25 protein-coding genes are annotated in these 26087 nt (G+C 72.2%); 11 read left to right on the top strand and 14 right to left on the bottom strand.

Annotation, left to right across the window (positions count from 1 at the left end):
• Positions 1 to 202 precede the first annotated feature (202 nt).
• From V5E28_RS41975 to V5E28_RS41985, 3 genes are all read right to left on the bottom strand, one after another.
• On the bottom strand, positions 203 to 649 hold the full coding sequence (locus V5E28_RS41975) for a hypothetical protein (protein ID WP_336215517.1): 447 nt from the start codon (positions 647 to 649) through the stop codon (positions 203 to 205).
• A complete protein-coding gene (locus V5E28_RS41980; protein ID WP_336215518.1) occupies positions 646 to 1227 on the bottom strand; it encodes an RNA polymerase sigma factor in 582 nt (193 codons plus the stop codon). The genes V5E28_RS41975 and V5E28_RS41980 overlap by 4 nt, the downstream gene beginning before the upstream one ends.
• Positions 1228 to 1301: 74 nt before the next feature.
• On the bottom strand, positions 1302 to 2651 hold the full coding sequence (locus tag V5E28_RS41985) for a S8 family peptidase (RefSeq protein ID WP_336215521.1): 1350 nt from the start codon (positions 2649 to 2651) through the stop codon (positions 1302 to 1304).
• Positions 2652 to 2754: 103 nt separating this feature from the next.
• On the opposite strand from V5E28_RS41985, the gene V5E28_RS41990 reads away from it, so the two are divergent.
• From V5E28_RS41990 to V5E28_RS42005, 4 genes are all read left to right on the top strand, one after another.
• Positions 2755 to 5415, top strand: coding sequence for a CHAT domain-containing protein (locus tag V5E28_RS41990; RefSeq protein WP_336215522.1), 2661 nt, complete (start codon positions 2755 to 2757; stop codon positions 5413 to 5415).
• Positions 5416 to 5563: 148 nt separating this feature from the next.
• Positions 5564 to 6427, top strand: coding sequence for a terpene synthase family protein (locus V5E28_RS41995; RefSeq protein ID WP_336215524.1), 864 nt, complete (start codon positions 5564 to 5566; stop codon positions 6425 to 6427).
• Between the two features lie 254 nt (positions 6428 to 6681).
• Positions 6682 to 7275, top strand: a complete 594-nt coding sequence (locus V5E28_RS42000) for a GTP-binding protein (protein ID WP_336215526.1) — start codon at positions 6682 to 6684, stop codon at positions 7273 to 7275.
• Positions 7276 to 7298: 23 nt separating this feature from the next.
• Positions 7299 to 7769 (top strand): Lrp/AsnC family transcriptional regulator, encoded by a 471-nt coding sequence (locus V5E28_RS42005; RefSeq protein WP_336215528.1) that lies wholly within the window; start codon positions 7299 to 7301, stop codon positions 7767 to 7769.
• Between the two features lie 82 nt (positions 7770 to 7851).
• On the opposite strand, the gene V5E28_RS42010 is transcribed toward V5E28_RS42005, so the two are convergent.
• Both V5E28_RS42010 and V5E28_RS42015 read right to left on the bottom strand, forming a co-directional pair.
• Positions 7852 to 9114: a cation:proton antiporter gene (locus V5E28_RS42010; protein ID WP_336215529.1), complete on the bottom strand. Its 1263-nt coding sequence runs from the start codon at positions 9112 to 9114 to the stop codon at positions 7852 to 7854.
• Positions 9115 to 9315: 201 nt separating this feature from the next.
• Positions 9316 to 10503 (bottom strand): ROK family transcriptional regulator, encoded by a 1188-nt coding sequence (locus V5E28_RS42015; RefSeq protein WP_336215531.1) that lies wholly within the window; start codon positions 10501 to 10503, stop codon positions 9316 to 9318.
• Between the two features lie 353 nt (positions 10504 to 10856).
• Between V5E28_RS42015 and V5E28_RS42020 the strand changes: the two genes are divergently transcribed.
• The 4 genes from V5E28_RS42020 (at position 10857) to V5E28_RS42035 (ending at position 16444) form a co-directional block, all read left to right on the top strand.
• A complete protein-coding gene (locus V5E28_RS42020) occupies positions 10857 to 13025 on the top strand; it encodes a HelD family protein (RefSeq protein WP_442945956.1) in 2169 nt (722 codons plus the stop codon).
• 524 nt (positions 13026 to 13549) lie between these two features.
• Positions 13550 to 15127 (top strand): apolipoprotein N-acyltransferase, encoded by a 1578-nt coding sequence (lnt, locus tag V5E28_RS42025; RefSeq protein ID WP_336215535.1) that lies wholly within the window; start codon positions 13550 to 13552, stop codon positions 15125 to 15127.
• A 2-nt stretch (positions 15128 to 15129) separates the two neighbouring features.
• Complete coding sequence (locus tag V5E28_RS42030; protein ID WP_336215537.1) at positions 15130 to 15873, top strand: polyprenol monophosphomannose synthase; 744 nt, start codon at positions 15130 to 15132, stop codon at positions 15871 to 15873.
• Between the two features lie 82 nt (positions 15874 to 15955).
• Entirely contained in the window at positions 15956 to 16444 is a 489-nt protein-coding gene (locus tag V5E28_RS42035; RefSeq protein WP_336215539.1) for an FxsA family protein, read from the top strand.
• Positions 16445 to 16516: 72 nt separating this feature from the next.
• Here the strand turns inward: V5E28_RS42035 and V5E28_RS42040 are convergent, their stop codons facing one another.
• Complete coding sequence (locus V5E28_RS42040) at positions 16517 to 16861, bottom strand: RNA polymerase-binding protein RbpA (protein WP_336215540.1); 345 nt, start codon at positions 16859 to 16861, stop codon at positions 16517 to 16519.
• A 145-nt stretch (positions 16862 to 17006) separates the two neighbouring features.
• Complete coding sequence (locus V5E28_RS42045; protein WP_336215542.1) at positions 17007 to 17513, bottom strand: nuclear transport factor 2 family protein; 507 nt, start codon at positions 17511 to 17513, stop codon at positions 17007 to 17009.
• A 33-nt stretch (positions 17514 to 17546) separates the two neighbouring features.
• Here V5E28_RS42045 and V5E28_RS42050 point away from each other — a divergent pair, with 33 nt between their 5' ends.
• The gene (locus V5E28_RS42050; RefSeq protein WP_336215543.1) at positions 17547 to 18023 is read left to right on the top strand and encodes a winged helix-turn-helix transcriptional regulator; all 477 of its coding nucleotides are present in this window, start codon (positions 17547 to 17549) and stop codon (positions 18021 to 18023) included.
• A gap of 8 nt (positions 18024 to 18031) precedes the next feature.
• Here V5E28_RS42050 and V5E28_RS42055 read toward each other — a convergent pair whose 3' ends face one another.
• From V5E28_RS42055 to V5E28_RS42085, 7 genes are read right to left on the bottom strand one after another with little or no spacing between them, the layout of a single operon-like run.
• Positions 18032 to 19480 carry an MFS transporter gene (locus V5E28_RS42055; protein WP_336215544.1) on the bottom strand — a complete coding sequence of 483 codons (1449 nt, stop codon included), beginning with the start codon at positions 19478 to 19480 and terminating at the stop codon, positions 18032 to 18034.
• 14 nt (positions 19481 to 19494) lie between these two features.
• The gene (locus V5E28_RS42060; RefSeq protein ID WP_336215546.1) at positions 19495 to 20295 is read right to left on the bottom strand and encodes a glycerophosphodiester phosphodiesterase family protein; all 801 of its coding nucleotides are present in this window, start codon (positions 20293 to 20295) and stop codon (positions 19495 to 19497) included.
• Positions 20296 to 20331: 36 nt separating this feature from the next.
• Positions 20332 to 20871: a TrmH family RNA methyltransferase gene (locus V5E28_RS42065; RefSeq protein WP_336215547.1), complete on the bottom strand. Its 540-nt coding sequence runs from the start codon at positions 20869 to 20871 to the stop codon at positions 20332 to 20334.
• On the bottom strand, positions 20868 to 21458 hold the full coding sequence (locus V5E28_RS42070; RefSeq protein ID WP_336215548.1) for a class I SAM-dependent methyltransferase: 591 nt from the start codon (positions 21456 to 21458) through the stop codon (positions 20868 to 20870). Before V5E28_RS42070 ends, V5E28_RS42065 begins: the two co-directional genes overlap by 4 nt.
• 11 nt (positions 21459 to 21469) lie before the next feature.
• The gene (locus tag V5E28_RS42075; RefSeq protein ID WP_336215550.1) at positions 21470 to 22417 is read right to left on the bottom strand and encodes a VWA domain-containing protein; all 948 of its coding nucleotides are present in this window, start codon (positions 22415 to 22417) and stop codon (positions 21470 to 21472) included.
• Positions 22414 to 23349: a DUF58 domain-containing protein gene (locus V5E28_RS42080; RefSeq protein ID WP_336215551.1), complete on the bottom strand. Its 936-nt coding sequence runs from the start codon at positions 23347 to 23349 to the stop codon at positions 22414 to 22416. Before V5E28_RS42080 ends, V5E28_RS42075 begins: the two co-directional genes overlap by 4 nt.
• Positions 23350 to 23356: 7 nt before the next feature.
• Positions 23357 to 24358, bottom strand: coding sequence for an AAA family ATPase (locus tag V5E28_RS42085; RefSeq protein WP_336215553.1), 1002 nt, complete (start codon positions 24356 to 24358; stop codon positions 23357 to 23359).
• 55 nt (positions 24359 to 24413) lie between these two features.
• On the opposite strand from V5E28_RS42085, the gene V5E28_RS42090 reads away from it, so the two are divergent.
• Positions 24414 to 25190 carry a hypothetical protein gene (locus V5E28_RS42090; RefSeq protein WP_336215554.1) on the top strand — a complete coding sequence of 259 codons (777 nt, stop codon included), beginning with the start codon at positions 24414 to 24416 and terminating at the stop codon, positions 25188 to 25190.
• Positions 25191 to 25230: 40 nt separating this feature from the next.
• Positions 25231 to 26079, top strand: a complete 849-nt coding sequence (locus tag V5E28_RS42095) for a DUF2268 domain-containing protein (RefSeq protein ID WP_336215556.1) — start codon at positions 25231 to 25233, stop codon at positions 26077 to 26079.
• Positions 26080 to 26087 lie beyond the last annotated feature (8 nt).

Consider the following 26087-nt stretch of genomic DNA (forward strand, 5'->3'; position numbering starts at 1 on the left):
GAGGTCGCGGAGCGTGCGCGCCGTTCGCGCGTACGGTCCGGGCACGTGCGCGACGCCGCCACGCGCGTGCCCGGATTGGCCGCGCGGGGTCCCTCGACACGCCGCGGAACCAGACGCGGCGAGACAGGTGCGGACCTCAGCATGGCCAGGGAGCACCTGCGGGGCAGGGCGCGGTGAGGCACGGGCCGCTCTCGTGAGGCCGTCAGATGCGGATCCACGACGTGACCACGGGACCGCCACGGCGCGGGGTGACGCGCAGCCGCAGCGGGCCGGGGGAGAGCGCGTCGGTGGTGAAGCGGCCCAGCTCGTCCGAGCGCAGGCGCGTCTCGGAGTCACGCCGCTGGACACCGATCTCGGCGGGCTCGCCGGGCTGCACCCGCCCCACCAGCCGCGCGCCGGTCACCTCCAGCTCGACCACCACCTCGGCCGCCCGGAACGTGAGCAGTCGCGGCCGGCCGTGGCCCCGCACCCGGGTGGCGCTCTCCTCCTCCCAGGAGTCGAAGGCGAGCAAGGCCAGCTCGGCGTCGAGGGTCCTGAGCGTGAACGCCTGCATCGCGTCATCGAGCAGTTCCGGCGGCACGGGGTCCAGCAGGTCGGCGATGGCGCGCAGCTCGTTCTCCAGGCCGAAGTCGTCATCCATGTCGTTCACCCCGAACTCCCCGTCACTCCGCGGCGCGCGAGCAGCACGCCGAGCCGCCTGAGGCAGCGGCCCCGCATGGGGCCGACGCTGCCCACCGCGATGCCGAGGCCGGTCGCGACCTCCTGGTAGGTGGGCCTGGGCGAGGCGATGAGGACGCGCAGCAGGCGGCGGCAGCGCTCGGACAGCTCCTGGAAGGCCGCCCACACCTCCTGCGCCCGCTCGGCGTCGGCGACGGCCTCCTCGGCCTCCAGCAGCGCGTGCTCCGGCGAGCGCTCGTCCACGTCCAGCCCCATCAGGCCCACGTCGCTGACCGGGATGGACCTGCCGCTGGTGCGGATGACGCGTAACGCCTCGTTCCTGGCCGTGCTGGCGAGCCAGGCTCCGGCCTTGCCGGGGTCGCGGATCCGGGTGAGGTGCTCGGCGAAGCGGAACCACGTCGTCTGCGCCACGTCCTGGGCGTCGGCGGCGCCGGGCAGGTAGGCGCGTGCCACCGACCAGACCAGCCCGCTGTAGCGCTGGTAGAGCTCCTTCCACGCGCCGGCATCCCCTCCCGCGGCTGCCCCCACGAGTGCTGCGGTGTCGTCCACGGCGGTCCTTCCCTGTCCAGGGGCGGAAGCCTCATGATATTTCGTGAGACGCTCCAGGACAGGGGGCTGGTGCCTCACCGGGGGTAACCGCTGAGATCCGGTACGGCCAGACGCCCCTCCACGAGCTGCCGGGCCGCCTCCCGCGAGGAGATCCGGGCCTGCGACATCCGGGCGGCGATGAGCCCGGCGATGATGGGGGTGGCGAACGACGTGCCGCTCCACTGCGCCAGGCCGCCGAAGGTCGCCTTGTCCCCGTCGTGCATCGGGGCGACGCAGGCGCAGCCGGGATAGAGGCCGTGGGCGTGGAACCGGCAGCCGGTGCGGTGCGGGTAGCCGTACTCGTACGGCCCGGAGGTGAAGGCGTTCACCAGGCGCTCGCCGGGAGCGTAGAGCGTGACCCAGCTCCCGTGGTTGCTGAAGCAGGCCCGGCCGAGCCCGTCCTCGCGCAGCGCGCCGACGGAGATCACCATGTCGCCGGAGGCGTTGATCGGCTGGCCGGCGTACGCGGCGGGCCAGAACGGGTCCGTGACGCCGTCGTTGCCCGCGGCGGCGACCAGCACCGTGTCCGGGTGCCGGGCCAGCTCCGCCATGAAGTCGGCCAGGCCGAGCAGCGCCCGCGCGTTCTCGGTCCTGGTCCCGGCCGACAGCGAGATGACGTCGGGCCAGCCGTGGGTGTCGAGCGCGTCGCGGATGACGAGGCCGAGCTGGTCCTCCATGACGGCGCCGCCGTAGGGGAAGGCGTTGAGGACGCGCACGTCGGCGCTCGGCGCGGTGCAGCGCACGATCCCGGCGATGAACGTGCCGTGGCCGACGTACGGCTTGATCAGGCCGTTCGCGTCGAGCTCTTCGCCCGCGGAGGTGACGTCGCCGTCCACCTGGGGGATCTCCGGCACGCCGGAGCTGCCCGCGAGCCACTGGTGGTCGAGGTAGTCGTGGACCAGGCCGGTGTCGATGACCGTGACCCGTGCGCCTTCGCCCAGGTCGTGCGCGGCTCTCGGCGGTCTCAGCGGCTCGGCGCTCGGGACCGGCTCGTCGCCGGGGCAGAGGTTGACCCCGGCCACGGTCACGAAGTGCACCGGTGTGGCCCGTACCTGCCGTCGGGTGAGCTCGTCGGCGACCAGCCGGGGGCTCCTGTCGCCGACGTACAGCCTGCGGACCGAGACCCGGCCGGCGTCCTGCTCGGGAGGCCAGGTGACGCGGAGCTCGGCGTCGCCCGGAACGAGTTCCTGGACGAGGTCGGCGGCCTGGTCCAGGTCGGCGGCCGGGACCAGGACGTGTTCGTCGAGGTGGGCGAACTCCGGCAGGACGGATGAGTCCGGCGCGGCGCCCCGCGGACCGGCCACCGCCCGCATGCCGTCGGGCAGTGCCGCGTTCAGCATCTCGAGCTGGGCCCAGAAGCGGGTGTCGCGCTCCGGTGTGCTCATCGTCGCTCCTCCTGGAAGAAAAGGGCCTATGCCTGTATGAGCAGCCGGGGAGGCGGATGATACATCCGTGGACGTGAGGGGGCCTCGGACCTACCATCGATGGGTGTCCGGAGCCCGGGTTCCCGACGATCCGCACGACGTGCTGGCCATGGTGTTCGCGCGCCCCCAGGAGGCACTGAAAGCGGCCAGGGCCATGCTGGCGAGCGGGCGCGGGCCGTACGACTCCTCGATCGCCCGGCAGGCGATCGGCATCCTGCACCGGGAGTTCGGCGATCTGCGGGCGGCGATCCGCGAGCTGCGGCAGGCCGTACGGCTGGCGCGGCTGGCCGGCTCGCCCGACCGGGAGGCCGACGTGCTGGCCACGCTCGGCATCGCGCTGGTGCAGCACGGCAGGACGCGTTCGGGCCTGGCGGCGCTGGACACCGCGGTCTCGCGCGCGAACGGCACCACCCGCGCCCGGGTGCTGTTCCGCCGCGCCGGAGCGCGCTGGATCCTCGGCTGGCACCGCGAGGCGCTCGGCGACCTCAGGCTCGCCGCCCCCGCGCTGCGCAGGGCCGGCGACACCGTCTGGGCGGCCCGGGCGCTGACGCTGCGCGGGCACGTACAGCTCGCCCTGGGCTCGGTCGAGGGCGCCGACGCCGACTTCCGCACAGCTCAGGGGATGTTCGCCACCACCCGGCAGGAGCACGACTCGGTCGTCGCCGTCCAGAATCGCGGGGTGGCCGCCTTCGTGGCCGGTGACCTGCCGGCCGCGCTGGACCTGCTCGACCAGGCCGACGAGGGGTTCCAGAAGCTCGGCACGCCGATGCTGGACCTGGTCGCCGACCGGTGCGCCGTGCTGCTCGCGGCCGGGCTGGCGCGCGAGGCGCTGGAGCACGCCGACGGCGGGCTGCGGCTGCTCGCCCGGCTGCGCGGCCAGGCCACCCGGCGGGCCGAGCTGCTCCTTCTCGCCGCGCGGGCCGCGCTGCTCGCCGCGGACCCGGCCACCGCCCGCGAACGCGCCGCCGAGGCTCGCACGCTGTTCGCGGGGCAGCGGCGCGAGTGGTGGGCCGAGCACGCGCGGCTCATTCTCGTGCAGGCCTGGCTCGCCGAAGGGCAGGCGACGCCGCGGCTGCTGGCCACCGCCCGGAGGCTGGCGACCCGGCTGACCGAGCTTGGCTCGCCCGAGGTGTGGCAGGCGCACCTGCTGGCCGGGCGCACCGCGCTGAGGCTCGGCGACCACGGCGTGGCCGAGCACCACCTGGCCGCCGCCGCGCGGGCCCGGCACCGCGGGCCCGCCACGTCCAGGGCCGGCGGCTGGCTGGCCGAGGCGCTGCGCGCCGACGCGGCCGGGCAGCCGCGCCGCCTGCTGCACGCCTGCCGGTCGGGGCTGGACCTCATCGAGGAGCACCGGCTCACCTTCGGCTCGTCCGAGCTGCGCGCGCTGGTCACGGCGCAGGGCGTCGAGCTGGCCAGGCTCGCCCTGCGCCACCTGCTGCACGCCGGCCGCAGCCGGGAGCTGCTCGCCTGGACCGAGCGGTGGCGCGCCACCGCGCTGGCCGTGCCCCCCGTCCGCCCGCCGCACGACCAGGAGCTGCTCGGCAGGCTCGCCGCCCTGCGCCGGCTCGACCACCTGCTCGCCACGGCCCGCTCCGGCGGCGCGGCCTCGGCCGTCACCCTGGAGCGCGACCGTGGGCGCCTGGAGGCGCAGGTGCGGGCCAGGACGCTGCGCATGCGCGGCCCCGGCGAGCGTGAGGATCGCGCGCCCGGATGCGCGCAGATCCCCGCCGCGCTGGGCGCCGGCGGCGTGCTCGCCGAGCTCGTGGTGATCGACGGCACGCTGCACGTGCTGCTGTGCGCTCGCGGGCGGGTGCGCAGGCACGAGGTGGGGCCGGCCTCGGACGCGGTCGCCGAGATGGAGTTCGCCCGCTCCAGGCTGCGCCGCCTCGCCTACGAACGCCACCCCGACCAGGCCGAGCTGGCCGAGCTCGGGCACCGGCTGGAGGCGGCCGTGCTCGGGCCCGTCGCCCGCCGGCTCGGCGGCGGGCCGTGCGTGGTGGTGCCGCCCAGCATCCTGCACGCCACGCCGTGGGGGCTGCTGCCGTCACTGCGGCGCACCGCCTTCAGCGTCGCGCCGTCCGCCGCGGCCTGGCTGCGCGCCCGCGCCGCGGCCCCGCCGCCTTCCGGCGGCGTCGTCCTGGTCCGCGGTCCGGCCGTGGCGAACGCCCCGGCCGAGGTGCGCGCCATCGCCGAGCTGTACGGCGGCTCCGGCGCGGAGCCCGACCACGGCCTTCCCCCACAGGCGCGCAGTGAGGCTGACGGCCGGACCGGCTCGCTCGCCCCGGTCACGGTGCTGGCCGGTGGGGCCGCCACCACGTCGGCCGTGCTGACGGCCATCGACGGCTGCCTGCTGGCGCACCTGGCCGCGCACGGCACGTTCCGGTCCGACAGCCCGCTGTTCTCCTCGCTGCACCTCGACGACGGGCCGCTCACCGTGTATGACCTGGAGCGGCTGCGCCGCGCCCCCTACCGGCTGGTGCTGTCGAGCTGCGACTCGGCGCAGATGGCCGCCGTCGGCGCCGACGAGCTGCTCGGCCTGGCCACCGCCCTGCTCCACCTCGGTACGGCCGGCATCGTGGCGAGCGTCGTGCCGGTGAACGACGAGATGGCGGTGCCCGTCATGGTCCGCCTGCACGCCGGCCTCAGACGTGGTCTCACGCTGGCCGAGGCGCTGTGCGAGGCCCGGGGCGACGACGTGTCGTTCGTCGCCATCGGAGCGGGCTGACCGGGGCCACGCTGCTGTACCTTGATCGGATGCTCGTGATCATGTGACAATTCACCACACAGGGGTAACCGCGGGTATTGGGGGAGTCCTCGCTCATGATCCGAGTGCCGATCGAGCGGACCTAGGGATGCCGGGCGGCGAGCCGGACATGGCGTTCGAGCTGGGCCGGACCTGTGCGCTGGCCGCCGAGTGCGGCAGGGACCTGCGGCGTTGCGCCCAGATGTACGGCGGGCTGTTCCCGGCCGCGGCCTTCGACGGCGACTTCTACACCGCGCGGTCGCTGGCCGCCGCGTTCAGCGCCCCCTGGGCCACGGCCGACAGGTTGAAGATCGCAAACCGGACGGCACTGTGGGTGCTGGCCCTCGACCGGCTCGTGGACCACACCGCCTCCACCCGCGACCAGGTGAACGCGCTGATCCGGGACTGCCTGTCGGTCGCCGACGGCGCGGCGCCGAGGACGGCCGTGACCCGTTTCCTGGCCGACCTGCGTGACGAACTGGCCACGGTCAAGGAGTTCGGCGACCTGCGCTGGCTCTGGCGGGACCAGCTCGCCAGGATGCTCGCCGGGATGGCCAGGGCGTGGGTGTGGCGTGACACCGGGGCCGAGGTCACGCTCTCGCGCTTCGTGGACAACGCCGACAGCCGCGGCAGCTGCTTCGTGGATCTGTCGCACTGGATCTACGCCGGCGACGGGTGGTCCAGAAGCCATCTGGAGGAGCTGCGCACGGTCAGCGGGCACGTGCAGCGCTACCTGCATCTGCTCGGCGACCTGGCCTCCTACCGGCGGGATGTGAGCTGGGGCGACCTCAACGTGCTCATGCTCGGCGTCAGCAGGGGCGAGGTGACCGAGGCGATGGCCGACCTGGCGGGCGAGGCGGGCGAGCTGATCGGGCGGGTGCGGGGACGCAGTCCGCGCGCGGCTGACTACTTATGGCGACAAATGGGTTTTAACGCTGGTTATCACAATATTTCCGGCTATTCGGGCTCTTCAGGCTATGGGCGTCATGAGTAACGAGAAGGTCAGATAGCATGACAAGCTAGCTTTACTGCTGCCAGAATCCTGGGCGACGAATGAGGCTATAAGCGTCAAACGGTGACATGTTGATTTCTGAGGATGTCTGGCGCTTGAGTGGAATTTGTGGCATTGCTAAGGTGTCTCGATGCCAGGCAGGTGGATCAATTTTGCTCGACGCCTTGACAGGAGCCACTGACTGCGGCGCCGCGGGCTGAGAGTGCCGGCGCGGAAGGAAGTACAGGCGGTGCTGGATGGATTTCGGTCGCTCTGAACGGTGGCGGCTGCCCACCCCGATCAAGATTCTGATCGCGGGTGGCTTCGGCGCGGGCAAGACCACCATGGTGGGGGCCGTGTCGGAGACCCGGCCGCTGCGCACCGAAGAGGCGCTCACCCACATGGGCCTGCACATCGACGACCTGGCCGGCGTCGAGGCCAAACCGACCACCACCGTGGCCATGGACTTCGGCCGCATCACCATCCGCGGCGACTACATGCTCTACCTGTTCGGCACCCCCGGCCAGGAGCGTTTCCTGTTCGTCTGGGACGACCTGGCCCTCGGCGCGCTCGGCGCCGTGGTGCTCGCCGACACCCGCCGCCTGGCCGACTGCTTTCCGGCCATCGACTACTTCGAAAAGCGCCGCCAGCCGTTCGTGGTGGCGCTCAACTGCTTCGACGGCGCCCGTCCCTTCACCGTCGGCGAGGTGCGCCAGGCGCTGGGCCTGGAGCCGGGCGTCCCGATCGTGCGCTGCGACGCCCGCAGGCGCGACTCGAGCAGGGACGTGCTCGTCACACTCGTGGAGCACGCCCTGCGGATGGGCGCCTCCCCGGTCGGGACAATGTCGTGACCTCTACCGGCTACCTTTGACCGATGGAGGAGATCGACCGCCGGATCGTCACGCTGCTGGCAGAGGACGGCCGGATGAGTTTCACCGACCTGGCCAGGGAGACCGGGCTGTCGGTGTCGGCGGTGCACCAGCGGGTGCGCCGCCTGGAGAAGCGCGGCGTGCTGCGCGGTTACTCCGCGATCATCGACTACGACGCGATCGGGCTGCCGCTCACCGCGTTCGTGTCGATCAAGCCGATCGACCCGGCCGCGCCCGACGACGCCCCCGACAGGCTGGCCCACCTGACGGCCATCGAGGCATGCCACAGCGTGGCGGGCGACGAGAGCTACATCCTCAAGGTGCGGGTCGCCTCGCCGGTGGCGCTGGAGGAGCTGCTGCAGCAGATCCGCGCCGCCGCGAACGTCTCCACCCGCACCACGGTCGTGCTCAGCACCCCGTACGAGCACCGCGCCCCGGACGTGAAAGGAACGGGCGAGCCGGCCGCCGCCGAGTGAAGCCCCGGCGCTCTCCGGCCGGCTGCGGTCCCGCCTCCCCGCCTCCAGGGGCGGCGCGCGGTACGGGTTGACCATCCGGGCCTCATGAGCCGCCGGCGGCCGACCTCTCCTTGCGTTCGCGGAGCATGTCCAGGCGGTCCATGGCGGGGGTGGCGGTGACGCCGTGCAGCACGACCGAGGCCAGCACGGTGAATCCGACCACCGCCCACAGCTCCTCGGCGGGGACGCCGAAATCCGCCTGGCCCAGCGCATAGGCGAGATAGAACAGGGAGCCGATGCCGCGGATGCCGAAGAACGAGATCACGACACGCTCCCGCGGCCCGGCGGAGCCGCGGAGCTGGCTCAGCCAGCCCGCCAGCGGGCGGATCACGAGCAGCAGCAGGACGCCGACGGCCGCGCCGCGCCAGGTGAGCGCCGCCAGGCCGCCGCTCGCGACGAAACCGCCGAGCAGGAGCAGCAGCCAGGCGGTCAGCAGCCGCTCGATCTGCTCCACGAAGCCGTGCAGGATGTTGTTGTAGCCGTGGCCGCGCTCGGCGTTCCTGATGGTGCACGCGGTGACGAACACCGCGACGAAGCCGTAGCCGTGCGCGAGCTCCGTCAGGCCGTACGCGAGGAACGTGGCGGCCAGGGCGACGAAGCCGTCGCGGTGCTCGGCCAGCCGCAGCTTCTCCTCGCCGGCATGGAAGAAGAGCCGACCGAGCAGTTTGCCCAGCAGCAGGCCGCAGATCACCCCGGCGGCGGTCCTGTAGAGGACGTCCACCAGGGCCCATTCGCCCACCCAGCCCGCGCCGCCCACCGTCGCTACGGCGATGGCCGCGTACACGATCGGGAAGGCCAGCCCGTCGTTCAGGCCCGCCTCGGAGGTCAGCGCGAAGCGGACCTCGTCGTCGGCGTTGGCCGCGTCGACCGGTTCGCCCACGCTGACGTCTGAGGCGAGCACCGGGTCGGTGGGCGCCAGCACCGCGCCGAGCAGCAGCGCCGCCCCGAGCGGCCAGCCCAGCAGGAAGAAGGCCACGGCGGCGACCGCGGCGACGGTGAGCGGCATCGCCCAGCCGAGCAGCCGCCAGGTCGTGGCCCAGCTGTGCAGCCCCGCCCGCCGGTTGATCGCCAGCCCCGCCCCCATCAGGGAGATGACGACGCAGAGTTCGGTGATGTGCTCCAGCGCGACCCGGTGCGCGATCGGGTCGGGCTCAGGCAGCCCGATCGGCAGCATGAACAGCAGAACGCCCGCGACCAGGTAGGTCAACGGCAGGGAGACCGCCCGCCGGGCGATGATGCCGGGCAGCAGGGCGGCGAGGAGGGCGGCGGCGCCGCCGATGGCGAGGAGGAGATCGGGTGTGGACATCGATGACCTAGTGCCCCATAGATCACCCCGCATCCCATTCGATAAGAGATTTTGACGCGCCTTCCGGAACCGGTCAGCCGCGGGGCTCGCCGAACGGCCTGCGGGGCGCGGCGGCGACCCCCCAGCGCCTCGATCATCGACGTCACGGTACGGGCCGCGGCCCGCCTCCGATCACAGCCAGTCTCAGCTCTTGTCTCCCTGTCATCGCGAGTCGAAGACCTCGTCCCGGACGGTTCTCAGGGCGAGGTCGAGCGCGCCGGCGAGGACCGGGTTGCCCTCCAGGTCCGAAAGGCGCACCCGAGGGCGGGGGATGGTCAGGGTGTGCAGCTCGTCCTCGATCAGCTCGCGCAGCACCTCGCCGCCCGACAGGGCCACCCCGCCGGTCAGCACGATCAGGCCCGGATCCACGACGGAGGTGATGGTGGCCAGCCCCATCGCCATCCGCGCCGCGACCTCACGCAGGGCCGCCCCGGCCTCGGCGGCGTGGGCGCCGGAGCCCGCCACGGCGGACACCGCGTTCGCGACCGCCTGGCGCGGGTCCGCGCCCGCGACGCCGTGCGCCCGCAGCACGCCCAGCACGGCCGATCCGCCGGTGAGCGCCTGGTAGCCGTGGTCGGCGTACCGGCCGGTCTCGCGGGCGGTGGGCGCGCCCGGCGTGGGCATGTAGCCCACCTCGCCGGCGCCTCCGGTGGCGCCGCGGTGCATCCGGCCGCCGAGCACGATGGCCGCGCCGATGCCGTCGTCCGCCCACAGCAGCACGAAGTCGGGCACGCCGCGCGCCGAGCCGTGCGCCTGCTCGGCCAGCGCCACCAGGTTGACGTTGTTCTCCACCGAGACCGGTACGCCGAGGCCCTCGCCGAGCGTCCGCTCCAGGTCGTCGATGTGCCAGCCGGGCATGTCCTCGGCGGTGGCGTAGCCGAGCCTGCCGGACGCGGGGTCGAGCGCGGCCTGGACGCCGATCACCACCCGGCGCGGCGGCTCGGGCGGGCGCGCGCCCGCCAGCGCCGCGCGCAGCCGCTCGGCCAGCGTGCCCCGGGGCCGCGGCGTGGTGGTCAGCGTGTACTCGCCGACGACCGTGCCGGCCAGATCGGCCACCCGGGCCTCGATGCGGGTGGAGGTGACGTCGAGCGCGGCCGCGTACGCCGCCTCGGGGTTGATGCGGTAGACCTCCGCCGTACGGCCCGGCAGGCCCTCCCTCACGCCGTCGAGGACCACCAGGCCCGCCTCCCGCAGCCGGGACAGCAGCTGGGAGGCCGTCGGCTTGGACAGGCCCGTCAGCGTGCCGATCTCGGGGCGGGTCAGGGGGCCGCGCTCGAGAAGTACGCGCAGTGCGGCGCGATCGTTGATGGCGCGTAGCAGACTGGGAGTGCCCGGCACGGGATCGCTCACTGTCACCTCTTCACCCCAGCAGTTAGGAAACTTTCCTAACTGAAGGAACGTAAGGAGGTGAGGGGTATTCGGTCAAGAGTCGAAACCGAGCCGTGATCGTCGCGGGGAAGGGGGATCACGCGGAAGAGTGGGAGTGCCTCGACAGGCATGCTAATGTCGTCGTTTGTCGTAACAACAAGCAGAATGGCCCGGAGTGTCCCATTAACCACATTAATGGTCAGGCGGCAACGCGTCAAACAGAGCTCGCCAAGGAGCAGACGTACGTCACCCGTCTCTACGACCGTCTCGACGTGCTGCGCGAGCGTACCCAGGGACAGCTCAAGGAAGTGCTGGCGGCCGGCGCCGTCGGGACGATGCAGAACCGGTCGGAGCGCGACACCTTCGCCGAAATGTACGCCACCAGGCTGGCCCGGCTGTGGGCGGTGGAGCGCGGACTGGTCTTCGGCCGGCTCGACCACGCCGACGAGGGCCGGCTCTACATCGGCAAGCTCGGCCTGACGGACGACGAGCAGGAGCGGCTGCTGATCGACTGGCGCGCCCCCGTGGCGCAGCCGTTCTACCGTGCCACCCCCGCCGCGCCGATGGGCGTGACCAGGCGCCGTCATCTGCAGACCAAGGGGCGCGTGGTGAAGGTCGTCGAGGACGACCTGCTCGACTTCGACGCGCTCACCGACGACGACCGCGCCACGCTGAACGGCGAGGCCGCGCTGCTGGCCGCGCTGGACGAGCGGCGCACCGGCCGGATGCGCGACATCGTCGCCACCATCCAGGGCGAGCAGGACCGCGTCATCAGGTCGGACCTGAGCGGCGTGCTGGTCGTCCAGGGCGGCCCCGGCACCGGCAAGACCGTCGTCGCGCTGCACCGGGCCGCCTACCTGCTCTACACGCACAGGGAGCGCCTGGAGCGCCGCGGCGTGCTCATCCTCGGCCCGAACCTCACCTTCCTGCGCTACATCGAGCAGGTCCTGCCCTCGCTCGGCGAGACGGACGTGCTGCTGTCGACGGTCGGCGAGCTCTACCCCGGCCTGACCGCCACCGCCAGGGAGCGGCCCGAGGTGGCCGCGCTCAAGGGCGACCTGCGCATGGCCGAGGTGCTCGCCAGGGCCGTCCGCGACAGGCAGCGGGTCCCGCGCAAGCCCGTCGAGCTGAACCTGGGCCGCTACACCCTCACCATCGACCGCAACATGCTCGAAGCGGCGCGCAACAAGGCCACCCGCGCCCGCCGCCCGCACAACCAGGCCCGCACCACCTTCGTCAGGTCCCTGCTCAACGCCCTGGCCAGGCAGGTGGCCAAGAAGCTCGGCAAGGGGCTGATCGACGAGGACGAGCTGGCCGACCTGCGCGAGGAGCTGCGCACCGAGCCGGTCGTCAGGTCCGCCCTGAACCGGCTGTGGCCCTACCTGACCCCGCAGCGCCTGCTGCTGGGCCTGTACGGCTCCGCCGAGCGGCTCGACCACGCCGCCTCCGCGCTCTCCCCGGCGGAGCGGGCGCTGCTGCGCCGCGACGGAGCCGGCGAATGGACCGAGTCCGACGTGCCGCTCCTCGACGAGGCGGCGGAGCTGCTCGGCGAGATCGACGAGCAGGTGCTGCGCGCGACCGCGATGCAGGCCGAGGAGGAGCTCGCCGCGGCCAGGCAGGCAGAGGAGCACGAGCGCGAGGCCGAACTCGCCTACGCCCGCGAGGTTCTCGAGCTGACGGGCCTGTCGGACGTCATGGACGCCGAACGCCTCGCCGAACGGCATCGCGGCGAGGGCCCCTATCTCACCACCGCCGAGCGGGCCGCCGCCGACCGCAACTGGGCCTACGGCCACGTGATCGTGGACGAGGCGCAGGAGCTGTCGCCGATGGCCTGGCGCTCGGTCATGCGCCGCGTCCCCACCCGGTCGATGACGATCGTCGGCGACATCGCGCAGACCGGCTCGACCGCCGGGGCCCGATCCTGGGGCGAGGTGCTCGACCCGTACGTGGCCGGGCGCTGGCGGCAGGAGCGGCTGACCGTCAACTACCGCACGCCGGTGGAGCTGATGGCGCTCGCCTCCCGGGTGCTCGCCACCATCGATCCCGCCCTTGAGCCGCCCGCCTCGGTGCGCGAAGGCGGCGTCGAGCCCTGGGCGGCGCCGCTTGCGGCGCTGCCCGAGCTGGTCAAGGCGGAGGTGGGCGAGGGCGGCAAGGTGGCCGTGGTGGTGCCCGACGCGATGCTCGCCGAGCTGGGCGAGACGGTCCGCGGCGCGATCGAGGGCGCGGTGGTGATCGCCCCGGGAGCCGGCCGGGCCCGCGGCGCGGCGGCGCTGGACGCCCCCGTGGCCGTGCTCGCGGTGGCGGACGCCAAGGGACTGGAGTTCGACTCGGTGATCGTCGCCGAGCCCGACCTCATCGCCGCGCAGTCGCCACGCGGACCGAGCGACCTCTACGTCGCCCTCACCCGTGCCACGCAACGGCTCGGAGTCGTCCACGAACGGCCCCTGTCCGAGGCGCTGAGCGGCTTGCCAAGCCACTCGTCCGGTCCGGCAAATGGGGTTTAGCGCGCTTTAGCCGGGCCGGCCAGGACGCGCCCACCTGCGAAAACTTGATGTTCTTGCTGATCGGGACACGGTTGACATCTGAGGTGGAGTCGGTAGTTTGCTGCCCAGTCCAGCACGGGACTTGGCCGGTTGGCCGTCTCTGACATCGTCGGATCCTGCGCCCGTGACGGAGCGAAACTCCGTCCACACAGCCAGGTGCAGGGCCGTCGGTCCGTCGAGTCGGGGCACCCCAACCGGGCGGGGGGTTGGACCCGGGACGGGCCCGGGAGCCCAGTAGACAACGGAATTCCGCGCTCGCCGCCGACGAGACGGATCCGGTCCGAAGGGTTTCCGGGCCCTCTTCCCGCTCTCGTGCGCAGGATCGGCAGTGCGCCGGGTGGTCTCGTCGGCAACGGGATCACCCTGCCGCGCTCCCGCCCGGCAGACGGCGTGATCACCTCCGCCGCGCCGTGACCCGATCGCGCCCCCGGGGCGGTAGCGTTTCGCAAGGAAGGCGTGCGAAAACGCGAGGAGAACCCGCAGTGGTGCAGGAAAAGACGGGCACATCGCCCACCCCCGCGCGCGACTCGGCTGCTCCCGAGCCGGTCGCGCCCGAGACGCGGCGGATCCTGCTCGCCCGGGTGGCCGCCGCCGTCGCCGGCGGCGTGCTGCTCTACCTGTCCTTCCCGCCGCTCGGCTGGTGGCTGTGCGCGCCGCTCGGGCTCGGGCTGGTCGTCGCCTCCCTCTACCGCGCCCGTCCCCGGCGGGCCGCCTGGGTGGCGTACGTGGCCGCGGTGGCGTTCCTGCTGCCGGCGCTGGCCTGGGTGCGGACGATCGGCGACGACGCCTGGCTGATGCTGGTGGGCATCGAGAGCCTGTTCTACGCGGCCCTGGCGGTGCCGGTGTCGCTGGTGTTCAGGCTGCGCCTGTGGCCCGTCTACTTCGCCGCGCTCTGGGTGGCCATGGAGTGGCTGCGCAGCCTGGTGCCGATCGGCGGCTTCCCGTGGGCGCGGGTGGCCTTCAGCCAGGGCGAGTCGGTGTTCACCCCCTACGCGGCGCTGGGCGGCGCGCCGCTGGTGTCGTTCGCCGTGGCCCTGTGCGGCGCCCTGCTCGCCTACGCGCTGCTGCGGCCCGCCGCGGGGATCAGGCAGGCGATCCCGCTGGCGCTCGCGTTGGCGGTGCCCCTGCTCGGCCTGGCCGTGCCGAGGCCGGCCGACGAGGGACGCACCGTCAACGTGGGCATCGTCCAGGGCAACGTGCCCGGCCGGGGCATGGACGTCCTCGGCGACGAGCCCGCCGTCGTGCTGAAGAACCACGCCGACGAGACCAAGCGCCTGGCGCAGGCCGTGCGCGACGGCAAGCTGCCCAAGCCCGACGTGGTGGTGCTGCCGGAGAACTCCACCGACATCGACCCCTACCGCGACGCCTCCGCCTTCCAGACGATCGACGAGTCGGTCAAGGACGTCGGCGTGCCGACGCTGGTCGGCGCCGTGGTGGCCATCGGCGACGAGCACCGCGCCACCCGCAGCCTGGTCTGGGACCCGGTCACCGGCCCGGGCGCCTACTACGACAAGCAGCGGCTCGTCCCGTTCGGCGAGTACACCCCCTTCAAGGACCTCGTGCTGGCCCTGTACGACCGGGCCGCGCGGGTCGGCAGGCAGTCCGTCCCCGGCGACCGGCCCGGCGACCTGAAGCTGGGACCGGTCACCATCGGCGCGGTCAACTGCTACGAGGTGGCCTACGACGACACCGTGCGCGGCACCGTACGAGCCGGAGGCACGCCCGTCGTGGTGCAGACCAACAACGCCTCCTACGCGCTGTCCAACCTGCCGGCGCAGCAGCTCGCCATGTCCAAGCTGCGGGCCGTGGAGCACAACAGGGCGTTCGTCACCGCCGCCACCACTGGCATCTCTGCATTTGTCACGCCTGACGGTAAGGTCTCCTGGCAGACCCGCGAGCTCGTCGCCGACATGACAGTGGTGACGGTGCCGGTGCGCACCGAGCAGACGATCGCCACCAAGGTCGGCGCGGCGCCCGAGTGGGCTCTGATGGTTTTGGGAGCGGCGGCGGCCTTCGCCGCCGTGTGGCGCAGGCGGCGCGACGACCGGATGGGGAATGGCTGACGATGGAGACTCTTGGGCGGGTGCTGGTCATCGTCCCGACCTACAACGAGCGCGACAACCTGCCGAAGATCACCGAGCGGCTGCGGGCCGCGCTGCCCACGGCGCACCTGCTGGTGGCCGACGACAGCAGCCCCGACGGCACCGGTGACATCGCCGACGAGCTGGCCGCCGCCGACGACCATGTCCACGTCCTGCACCGGCCGGCCAAGCAGGGGCTGGGCGCCGCCTACATCGCGGGGTTCCGCTGGGGTCTGGCCGAGGGCTTCGACGTGCTGGTGGAGATGGACGCGGACGGCTCCCACCAGCCCGAGGAGCTGCACAAGCTGCTCGGGGCGCTGGCCGACGGCGCCGACCTGGCGATCGGGTCGCGTTACGTGCCCGGCGGCCGGGTGACCAACTGGCCGGCCTCGCGCGAGTTCCTGTCCAGGGGCGCCAACCTCTACACGCGGATCATGCTCGGGCTGCCGGTCCGCGACGCGACGGCGGGCTTTCGCGCCTACCGGGCCGCCACGCTGGAGAAGGTCGGGCTGGCCGACGTGGAGTCGCAGGGCTACTGCTTCCAGGTCGACCTCACCCTGCGTACGGCCCGGCACGGGCTGCGGGTGGCCGAGGTGCCGATCACGTTCGTGGAGCGCACGATCGGCACCAGCAAGATGGACGGCCGCGTCATGGCCGAGGCGTTCTGGCGCGTCGCCCAGTGGGGGATCACCGGCCTGCCGGCCAGGCTGCGCAGGCGGCGCGGCTGATCGGCTCCTGTCCCGGGAGCGGAACGCATCGGCCGCACCGGGCGTTGTCCTAGCTGTAGACGCGTGCTGAATCGAGGGAACGATGCGGCTCCTGCTTTTCCTGGCCTTCCTGCTGGTCCCCGTGCTGGAGATCTGGCTGCTCATCCAGGTGGGCTCGGTGATCGGCGGCTGGCCGACCGTGGGCCTGCTGGTCGTCATCAGCCTGCTGGGCACCTGGCTGATACGGCGCGAGGGGCGCAGAGCGTGGCGCAACCTCCAGGACTCGCTGCAGTCGGGCAAGGTGCCCGACCGCGAGCTGGCCGACGGCGGGCTCATCCTGGTGGGCGGCGTGCTGCTGCTGACGCCGGGGTTCTTCAGCGACGTGCTCGGGCTGATGTGCATCCTGCCGTTCACCCGGCCGGCGATGCGGCGGCTCGGCACGTGGTTCTTCGACCGGAGGGTCAAGAAAATGGCGGCGGCCTCGCCGTACGCGAACCTCTTCCCGGCGCCGCCCGGCGCGGCGGCGCGGCCGGACGCGCCGCAGGCCAGGGTCGTGCACGGTGAGGTCATCCGCGAGGACCCCGACGCCTAGCCGGCGCGGCTCCATCCGGACAGAGAAAAACCCCCGGGCCATCAGCCCGGGGGTTTTCACCGTGAGATTTCGTCAGGCGCTCTTGCGACGCTGGGCCCGCAGGACCGCCAGCCTCTCGTTGAGCACCTCTTCCAGGTCCTCGATGGACCTCCGCTCCAGGAGCATGTCCCAGTGTGTCCGCGGGGGCTTGGTCTTCTTCGACTCCGGTTGCTCGCCGTCCACCCGCACCGCGGTCACGCCGCACATGCGGCACTCCCAGGTCGCGGGGATCTCGGCCTCGGCGGCAAGCGGAACGTCGAAGCGATGGCCCTTTGGGCAGGTGTAGGACACCTCCTGGCGGGGGGCCAGATCCGTGTTACGGTCGTTCTCGTAGCTGGTTGCCCCGAGCCGGGTGCCACGAAGCGCGCGCTCGCCCATGTTTAAATGCCTCCTACAGGGCCCCCATGCGTGGGGGGTCTGTCTCCCACGGTGTGTAACGCTTGGTACCGTGATGGGATTCCCATCTGCGGCGTGATCCAATCGCACTACCGGCGAGCAGTTGGCGGCACGTGCGTCTCAGGGGTCAGGAGCCGCGGTTGGCCAGCAGGGGGACGAGCGTGCGATCGCCGATCCGGGTCATCGCCGCCAGCGGCTTGACCGCCGCCCCGACCAGCAGCGGCAGGCCGCGCCTGCCCGTCGCCCGCGCCAGGCCGGTGCCCAGGGCGGCCATCATGGCAGTGAGGGCGGGCAGTGGCCGGATCCACAGCGTGATCTCCTCGACCAGGCCATGCTCGTCAAGGCGGACGAGCGCGGACTCCTCGAGCTCCTGACGGCCCACCCGGGCGGTCGCGGCCAGCATGCGGGTGCGGTCGTCGCCGACGTCGGTGTGATAGCGCAGGTCGCTCACCACGTCGAAGACGACCGCGAACAGCCCGCGCAGGGCTCGATCGCCCTCGAACCGCGCGGTGGCGCTCAGCGGGGAGTGGAACACGACACCGGGAGCGAGCGTGTCCATGAGCGCGTCGAGATCCTTGGCCTCGCCCGCGTCGCGGTAAGCCCTGACCGGTGAGTCCTGAATGTGAACTGACATGAGTTCACTTTATCAACCCACTATGCTGGGTCCATGAACAGGTTCGGGGAGATGCACTGCTCCATCGCGCAGGCCGTCGGCGTGGTCGCCGAGCCCTGGACGCCGCTCATCCTGCGTGACCTGTTCCTCGGCGTGCGCCGGTTCGACGACCTCGCCGAGGACCTAGGCATCTCCCGCAACCTGCTGACCCGGCGGCTGGACCACCTGGTGACGGCCGGCGTGGTCGAGAAGCAGCCCTACCAGGAGCGGCCGGCGCGCTACGAGTACGTGCTCACCGAAGCCGGGCGCGACATCGTGCCCGCCCTGCTCACGCTGATGGCCTGGGGCGACCGCTGGGCCACCCCGCCCGGCGGCCCGCCGGCCCTGCTCGTGCACTCCTGCGGCGAGCAGTTCACCCCGGTGGTCACCTGCCCGCACTGCGGCGGTGAGGCCAACGCCGAGACCGTCCTGGCGGTCCGGGGCCCCGGAGCAGCCCAGGGCCCCGGCACGATGGTCCTGGCGGCCTCCTGAGTCCCGCTTCAGATTCCCTTCGGGACCTCGTTGCCGGCGGCGCGGATGGCCTTGGGAAGGTTGACCAGCGCCAGGAGGACGAAGCCCGCCACGAAGAAGACGATCATGGACAGGATCGCGATCCGGAAGCTATTGGTGAGCTGCAGCGCGATCGTCACCGTGAGCGAGCCGATGAAGGCCGAGCCCTTGTCGCTGATCTGCAGCAGGCTGAAGTACTCCGCCTCCTTGCCCTTTGGGATGACCTGGGAGAACAGCGAGCGCGACAGCGCCTGGCTGCCGCCGAGCACGATCGCGATGGCGAACGCCATGAGGTAGAACTGCACCGCGTCACCCTCCCGCACGAACAGCGCCATCACCACGATCACCGTCCACAGCACCAGGCTGCCCAGCACGGTGCGCTTGGTGCCGAAGCGGCGGGCCAGCGAGCCCAGCAGCAGCGCGCCGAAGAACGCCACGAACTGCACCATCAGGATCGCGGTGATCTGCACGGTCCGGTCGAGCTTGAGCGCCTCGGAGGCGAAGGCGGCGCTGTTGCCGATGACGGTCTGGATCCCGTCGTTGTAGACCAGGTAGGCCACCAGGAACAGCAGCGTCAGCGGATACTGACGCAGCCCCTTGAGCGTGCGGCCGAGCTGGCGGAAGCTGCCGCCGACCGAGGCGAGCGCGGTGCGCTCGTGGGCGGGGACGGGCCGGTTGCGCAGCCGCAGGAGCGGGACGACGGTGAACGTCGCCCACCACAGCCCGGCCGACATCATGCTGATGCGCACCGAGTCGCCCTCGGACAGGCCGAGGCTCTCGTGGCTGAGGTAGAGCGCCAGGTTGAGCGCGAGCAGCAGCCCGCCGCCCAGGTAGCCGATGGCCCAGCCGCGCGAGGAGACGTGGTCGCGCTCCTGCGGGGTGGAGATCTGCGGCAGGAAGGAGTCGTAGACGACGATGGAGGAGCCGTAGGCCAGGTTGGCGATGACGAACAGCACCCCGCCCAGCATGTAGCGGTCGCCCTCGACGAAGTACAGGCCCATGGCGGCCAGCGCGCCGACGTAGGCGAAGACGCCGAGCAGCTCCCTCTTGCGGCCGGTGTGGTCGGCCAGGGCGCCGACGATCGGCAGGAAGACGATCTGCAGCAGCACCGCCGCCGTCATCATCAGCCCGAAGAAGGCGGCGGGCCTGATGTCGGCGCCGAGCACGTCCACGTAGCCGAGACCGGGGTTGTCGGCTGCCAGCCGGTCGAAGCCGTCGACGCAGGTGGCGGCCGCGATCTGGGGGAAGTCCTTGGCGCAGGCGGCGGTCTTGGCGACCGGGATGATGTACGGGCCGAGGAAGACCGAGATGACCGTGGTGTAGAAGGCGGAGTTGGCCCAGTCGTAGACGTACCAGCCGCGCTGCTCGCGCCTGCGGGCCTCGGGGGAGCCGAGGGAGGAGTCGTCGGTGGGGTCCGCGGGGGGTGCGGGAATGGGCATGTGTCGAGTCGCTCCTAGGCGGCCATGCGGCCGGGATGCCACTGGCCGCGCCGTTCCAGCACGTCGCGCAGCCCGGTGATGTTGTCGGTCATGATGCCGTCGACGCCCAGATCGAGCAGGTGCTCCATCTGCGGGGTGTCGTTGATCGTCCACACGTGCACCTGTATGCCGACGGCGTGCGCCGTGCGGATCAGGCTGCGGGTGGTCACGCGCAGGCCGCGAAAGCCCACCGGGACCTGCGCGCAGGGGATGCCGGCACGCGACAGGCGGGCCAGCATGCGGCCGTAGCCGGACGTGGTGGCGGCGGCGCGCAGGGTGGCGACGCCGCGCGGCCCCAGCGCCGAGCAGACCTCGCGCCCGAGCGCCGCCCTGGCCAGCACCAGGCGCTCGTCGGAGAAGGAGGTCAGGCAGATCCGGTCGTAGGAGTCGGTGCGCCTGATCGCCCCGGCCAGCGGCGCGATCGCGGCGGCCTCCTTGACGTCGATGTTGAAACGGATCTCCGGCCAGCTGCCGATCAGGTCCTCAAGCAGCGGGATCTCGTGCCGGCCGCCGATGCGGGCCTGCTTGACCGCGCTGTAGGGCAGCTCGGAGATGCGGCCGCGCCGGTCGGTCACCCGGTCGAGCGTGTGGTCGTGGAAGGCGAGCAGCACTCCGTCGGCGGTGGCGTGCGCGTCGGTCTCCAGGAAGGTGTAGCCGAGCCGCACGGCCCGCTCGAACGCCGCCGCCGAGTTCTCGGCTCCTTCGGCGGCGCCTCCCCGGTGGGCGAAGGCCAGCGGGCCCGGATGGTCGAGAAAGGCGAATCGACGGCTGAGCACGGTGTGAAGTATGCCTTCCGCGCGCGAACATTGTGGTTACGAATCGGGGAGATTCTGCCATTCCTGGCGGCGCGCCTCAGCCAACGCGATGGCCGCGGCCACCGAGACGTTGAACGAGCCGACCCGCCCGACCTGGGGGATGTAGCAGACGCCGTCGGCGGCGTCCAGCAGGGCGGGGGAGCAGCCGTGGTCCTCGCTGCCGACCACCAGGCACACGTCGCGGGCCAGGTCGGCCCTGTGCAGCGGCACGGCGTCCCCGGTGAGCTCGATCGCCAGCACCGTGTAGCCGTCGTCCCTGGCCGCCTTGACGGCCTCGGTGGCCGGCACCGGATCGTGCCAGGTGACCAGCCGCTCGGTGCCGAGAGCGGTCTTGCCCGCCTTGGGGTTGGTCGGCGGGGTGGCGTTGCCGGCCAGCCAGATCGACTCGACGCCGAACGCGGCGGCGCTGCGGAAGATCGAGCCGACGTTGAACGGGCCGGTGACCGACTCCAGGATCAGCGCCAGCCGGTTTCCGGTGCTCCTGCGCCAGGTGCGGTTGAGCCGCTTGACGTCGGTGGGGCGCAGCTGCCTTCTCATCGTTGCACCTTCAGGATTCGGTAGGCGGCCCGGGAGGCCTCGCGGGAGGCCTGCCACCCCTGCTCGCCGAGCCAGCGCTGCAGGGAGTCGGAGCCGAGGTGTTTCTGGACGACCAGGTGGGCGACGCCGTCGGGCGCCAGCCGCGACAGCCATCTGGTGAGCATGTCGTGCAGGGCCGCCTTGCCGATGCGGATGGCGGGGTTGGACCAGATGGCCTTGAACGTCACGTCGGGGGGCATCTCGTCCACATGCACGGACCGTACTTTGTAAAGGCGGGCGGTCTGCGCGTTGCGCGCCGTGAGCTCCAGGCTGCGGCGGTTGACGTCCACGGCCCAGACGGTCGCCTCGGGGGCCCGCGAGGCCATGGTCAGCGCGATCGGGCCGTAGCCGCAGCCCAGGTCGAGCAGGTCGCCGCGCTGGGGCGGCGGCGGGACCGTCTCCAGCAGGACACGGGTGCCGAGGTCCACCCGCTCCGGCGAGAACACGCCCCTGTCGGTCTCCAGCCGCAGGTGCAGGTCGGGCAGGACCAGATCGACCGAGCCGGGTCTGCTCGCGGTCTTCGGATCCTCGGAGAAGTAGTGGGCCACGTGGGAAAACGTTACGGGATCCGGGTACCGAACAGGACCGCGGCGCCCGCCACCAGCAGCCCGAGGATGATCGCGGCCACGATGAACAGCTGCGTGATCTCCTGGTTGACCAGCTTGAACCCGAGCGAGGTGCCGATCTGCTCGTAGACGTCGCGCAGTTCGCTGCCCGACTCGGCGCTGTAGGCCCGGCCGCTGGTGCCCTCCGACAGCGCCTGCAGGGTCTGCTTGTTGACCGGCACGTTGACCGGCCTGCCGTCGATGGAGACAGTGCCCTCCTGCGTGCCGTACGCGATCGTGTTGACCGGCACGCGGGCCTGCTGGGCGGCGTCGGTGGCCTCCTTGACCGAGCGGCCGGAGGTGTTGTCGCCGTCGGACAGCAGCACGATCGCGGCGGGCGGCGGGTCGGTGGCGGCGTCCTGGTCGAAGGAGCGCACCGAGTCGAGCGAGTTGAAGACCGCCTCGCCGATCGCGGTGCCGGGCCGGGTGGTCAGGTTGCCGATGGCGGTCGCCACGGCCTGGTGGTCGGTGGTGGGCGAGATGACCACGTTGGCCGAGCGGGCGAAGGAGACGACGCCGACGTTGAACCGGTCGGGCAGTTCCTCGACGAAGGACTGGGCCGCTGCCTTGGCGGCGGTGATGCGGTTGGGGTCGACGTCGCCCGCGTCCATGGACAGCGACACGTCGAGCGCGATCATGATGGTGGCCCGGTCGCGCGGCACGCGTACCTCGTCGGCGGGCTTGGCTGCGCCGACGACCAGCAGCGACATCATGAGCAGGAACAGGATCGGCGGCACGTGCCGCCGCCAGCCGGGGCCGGCCGGTGCGACGAGGTTGAGCAGGGCGAGGTTGGTGAAGCGCACGGTGTAACGGCGCCGCGCGAACTGCGCCGCGACGTACCCGGCCACGACCAGCCCCACCAGGGCGAACAGCCAGAGCCAGGCAGGCGACAGAAAAGTCACGGGGTCACCTTCCGGGGTGCCAGGTGGCGGGTGCGGCGCTGGCGCAGGACGAACTGCGCGATGTCGAACACCCAGTCCCGGTCCGTGCGCAGCACGAGGTGGGCGACTCCGGCGCGGCGCAGTGCGGCCCGGGTGCCCTCGCGCTGCAGCGCGGCCGCCTCGGCGTAGTCGCGGCGGACTTTGGGTGAAAGGTGCACTTCGCGTACTTTCCCGGTCTCGGGGTCGGCGAACGCGACGCGGCCCACGTCCGGCAACTCCAGCTCACGCGGGTCGATCACCTCCACCGCCAGCACCTGGTGCCGGGCCGCCAGCCGCCTGATCGGCCGCTCCCACGGGCGCTCGGACGCCGGGTCCAGGTCCGGCCGGGCGTCGATGAAGTCCGACACCACCACCCGCATGCCGCGCCGCCTGCGGGTGGCGGCCAGCACGTCGATGCCCTCGGCCAGGTCCGGGGGGTCGGGCACCACCCGGCCGCGCGGCGCGTCCATCAGCGAGTGCAGCAGCCCGTACAGCGCCGGCCTGCCGGTGCGGGCCGGCATGCGGTGCACGAACTCGTCGTGCAGCACCAGCGCCCCGAACCGGTCGCCCATCCTGCTGGACAGGAAGCCGAGCGCGCCCACCGCCGCCACCACCAGGTCGCGCTTGTCGCTGTCGGCGGTGCCGAAGTCCATGCTGGGCGACAGGTCGGCCAGCGCCCACGTCTCCAGCTCGCGGTCGGCGATCAGGTCACGCACGTGCGGCACGGTCGTGCGCGCGGTGACCGCCCAGTCCATGCGGCGCACGTCGTCCTCGCCCGGCACGTAGACGCGGCTGTCGCCGGCCTCGCTGCCGGTGCCGGGGAGCAGGCCCTGGTGCGCGCCGTGCAGCAGCCCGTCCAGCCGCCTGGTCACCACCAGTTCCAGCCGGCGCAGCGCCTGCTCGGCGGTGTTCACCTGCCGCTCACCGGCTCTGGTTCCAGACGACGAGGGGCGGCGGGACGGCGTGCAGGATCTGCTTGACGACCTGCTCGGGGTCGACACCGTCGGCCAGCGCGTCGAAGGTGAGCATCAGGCGGTGCGACATCACGTCAACGGCCACGTCGCGCACGTCGTCGGGCAGCAGGTAGTCGCGCCCGCGCAGCACGGCCAGCGCGCGCCCGGCCGCGACCAGGCCCAGCGTGGCGCGCGGGCTGACGCCTATCTCGATGGTGTCGGCGAGGTCGGCCAGGCCGTACTCGGCGGGGGAGCGGGTGGCCATGACCATGCGCACCACGTAGTCGGCGACGAGCTGGTGCACCGAGACCCGCTCGGCCGTCTCCTGCAGCGCCATCAGCTGCTGCGGGTCGAGGACGCGCGCGGGAGTGGGCGGGGTGACGCTCATGCGGTGCAGGATCTCCAGCTCCTCGTGCGCGCTCGGGTGCGGCACCCGCACCCTGAAGAGGAAGCGGTCGCGCTGCACCTCAGGCAGAGGGTAGACGCCCTCGGACTCGATCGGGTTCTGGGTGGCCAGCACGATGAACGGCTTGGGCAGCGGGTGGGTGACCCCGGCGAGGGTGACCTGCCGCTCGGCCATGACCTCGAGCAGCGCCGACTGGACCTTGGCCGGGGCGCGGTTGATCTCGTCGGCGAGCAGGAAGTTGACGAACACCGGGCCCAGCTCGACGTCGAACTTCTCGTTGGAGGGGTGGAAGACCCTCGTGCCGACGATGTCGCTCGGCACCAGGTCGGGAGTGAACTGGATGCGCGCGAACGTGCCGCCGACGACGGTGGCCAGGGTGGACGCGGCCAGCGTCTTGGCGACGCCCGGGACGCCTTCCAGCAGGCAGTGGCCGCGCGCCAGCAGCGCTACGACCAGCCTCTCGACCATGTGGTCCTGCCCGACGATGACACGCCGGACCTCGTCGAGGGTTTGACGCAGCACAGCCGCGTCCGTTCCGCCTGGCTGTTCTTCGGCGACGCTCATGACGCTATTCCACCAAAGGTGCCGCAAACGTGCACGACGCCACGTCTGTGCTTTCATGGCAGATGTGGCCAGTCCGCTCCAGTTCGGTGATCCGCCACGGCTCGGGCCGTTCGTGGTGCAGGCCCGTCTGCACTCCGCCCCGGCCGGCTTCGTCTATCTCGGCCAGGCCCCGGACGGCCGGGCCGTCTCGCTGGCCGTACTGACCAGAGGGGCGGCGGTCGACGCCGCCGCGCGGGACAGGTTCGTGACCGCGCTGCGGGAGGCCGCGGCGACGGACCGCACGAGCGTGCGGAGCTGGCTCGGCTGGACCTCGAAGACGCAGGCCTCCGTCGTCGAGGACGTGCCGCCGGTGCTCGGCATGAACACCGGGCACGCGCCCTGGGTGGCCGTCCCGTACGTGCCGGGCAAGCCGGGCGCCGAGCGGTTCCTGGAGCCGGTGATGGTGGGCGGGACGCTCATCGGGCTGGCGCACGGCCCGGACTTCGTCCCCTACTGGCTCACCGACCGGGCCCCCGCGCTGGCTCCGCCGCGGCTGCGCAGGCCGCTCACCGAGACGCGGCGGCGGGTGCTGATCGCCGCGGCCGCGCTGCTGGTGCTGCTGGTGCTCATGGCGACGATCGTGCTGCTGATGCTGCTGCTGGGCAGGTCCAGCGGCGATCCGATGCCGAGGCAGCTGCCGCCGACCGTGTTCCAGCCGACGGCGCCGCCGACCCCGGCCACGCCCGAGCCGCGGGAGCCGACCCCGTCGCCGACCCAGTCGCCCTCCCGCAGCGGCGAGGAGACCCCCGGACGGTCGCCGGGCGACGACTCCTCGCAGGAACCGCAGCTGTGACTTGAGCCTGACGTGACGTGAGGCTCTAGCGTCCCGCGGTATGAGATTCATCGTTCACGACACCGTCACGGCCATGGCCGAGCTGCTGCGGCAGCCGCTGGAGCGGCGGCCCGACGGGCTGCGGGAGCTGCTCGCGCCGATCCGCTCCGCCATCCCGATGCCGGGAGACATCGTCGGCATCCACCACCAGGGCGGCGGTTTCCGCGTCGACGCCGACGACCCGCGTTACCTCGACGCCCTCGAGCGGCTGGCCGCCGCCGACGTGCTCGGCCAGGTCGAGCGGGAGCTGACCCGCGCCTCCGCGGCGCTCGGCCACCTGGAGCAGGCCGAGTCGCTGCAGGTGATGTTCGTGATGGGGAATCCGGACGACGAGCACCTGATGAAGGTCACCGGCGGCTACTACGGCATGGGCGGGGCGCCCGGCTGGCTGTATGTGCTCGCCTGGCCCGACGAGGACGTCATCGGCAGGATCGCGCACTGCGCCGTCCACGAGTTCCACCACAACGTGCGCTACACCAACGTCGAGTGGGACCCGGCGACCGTGACGGTCGGCGAGCACGTGGTGGGGGAGGGGCTGGCGGAGGCGTTCGTCCGGGAGCTGTCCGGGCCCGAGGCCATGGGACCGTGGTCGGCCATGGTGACCGGCAAGGAGTTCGACCTGGCCCACGAGCGGATCATGGCCGACTTCGACCTGGAGGGCATGTGGCACACGCCCGCCTACGTGCTGGGCGACAGCGTCATGCGGCGGCTCGGGCAGGAGCCGAGGGGGATCGCGGACATGGCGGGCTACGCGGTGGGGTTGCGCCTGGTGGACGCGCATCTGGCGGCCACCGGCATGACGGTGGCCCGGTCCACGGGGATCCCGGCCGCCCAGCTCGTGCCGAGATAGCTCGCCTT

The organism is Nonomuraea sp. LPB2021202275-12-8 (assembly GCF_037044575.1).
Classification (GTDB): domain Bacteria; phylum Actinomycetota; class Actinomycetes; order Streptosporangiales; family Streptosporangiaceae; genus Nonomuraea.

Excerpts from the sequence above, each read along its gene's own strand:
- V5E28_RS41985 (WP_336215521.1), bottom strand. The coding sequence starts at position 2,651 with ATGAGCACACCGGAGCGCGACACCCGCTTCTGGGCCCAGCTCGAGATG.
- V5E28_RS41995 (WP_336215524.1), top strand. The coding sequence starts at position 5,564 with ATGGCGTTCGAGCTGGGCCGGACCTGTGCGCTGGCCGCCGAGTGCGGC.
- V5E28_RS42000 (WP_336215526.1), top strand. The coding sequence starts at position 6,682 with ATGGATTTCGGTCGCTCTGAACGGTGGCGGCTGCCCACCCCGATCAAG.
- V5E28_RS42005 (WP_336215528.1), top strand. The coding sequence starts at position 7,299 with ATGGAGGAGATCGACCGCCGGATCGTCACGCTGCTGGCAGAGGACGGC.
- V5E28_RS42010 (WP_336215529.1), bottom strand. The coding sequence starts at position 9,114 with ATGTCCACACCCGATCTCCTCCTCGCCATCGGCGGCGCCGCCGCCCTC.
- V5E28_RS42020 (WP_442945956.1), top strand. The coding sequence starts at position 10,857 with ATGCAGAACCGGTCGGAGCGCGACACCTTCGCCGAAATGTACGCCACC.
- V5E28_RS42030 (WP_336215537.1), top strand. The coding sequence starts at position 15,130 with ATGGAGACTCTTGGGCGGGTGCTGGTCATCGTCCCGACCTACAACGAG.
- V5E28_RS42035 (WP_336215539.1), top strand. The coding sequence starts at position 15,956 with ATGCGGCTCCTGCTTTTCCTGGCCTTCCTGCTGGTCCCCGTGCTGGAG.
- V5E28_RS42040 (WP_336215540.1), bottom strand. The coding sequence starts at position 16,861 with ATGGGCGAGCGCGCGCTTCGTGGCACCCGGCTCGGGGCAACCAGCTAC.
- V5E28_RS42045 (WP_336215542.1), bottom strand. The coding sequence starts at position 17,513 with ATGTCAGTTCACATTCAGGACTCACCGGTCAGGGCTTACCGCGACGCG.
- V5E28_RS42050 (WP_336215543.1), top strand. The coding sequence starts at position 17,547 with ATGAACAGGTTCGGGGAGATGCACTGCTCCATCGCGCAGGCCGTCGGC.
- V5E28_RS42055 (WP_336215544.1), bottom strand. The coding sequence starts at position 19,480 with ATGCCCATTCCCGCACCCCCCGCGGACCCCACCGACGACTCCTCCCTC.
- V5E28_RS42065 (WP_336215547.1), bottom strand. The coding sequence starts at position 20,871 with ATGAGAAGGCAGCTGCGCCCCACCGACGTCAAGCGGCTCAACCGCACC.
- V5E28_RS42085 (WP_336215553.1), bottom strand. The coding sequence starts at position 24,358 with ATGAGCGTCGCCGAAGAACAGCCAGGCGGAACGGACGCGGCTGTGCTG.
- V5E28_RS42090 (WP_336215554.1), top strand. The coding sequence starts at position 24,414 with ATGGCAGATGTGGCCAGTCCGCTCCAGTTCGGTGATCCGCCACGGCTC.
- V5E28_RS42095 (WP_336215556.1), top strand. The coding sequence starts at position 25,231 with ATGAGATTCATCGTTCACGACACCGTCACGGCCATGGCCGAGCTGCTG.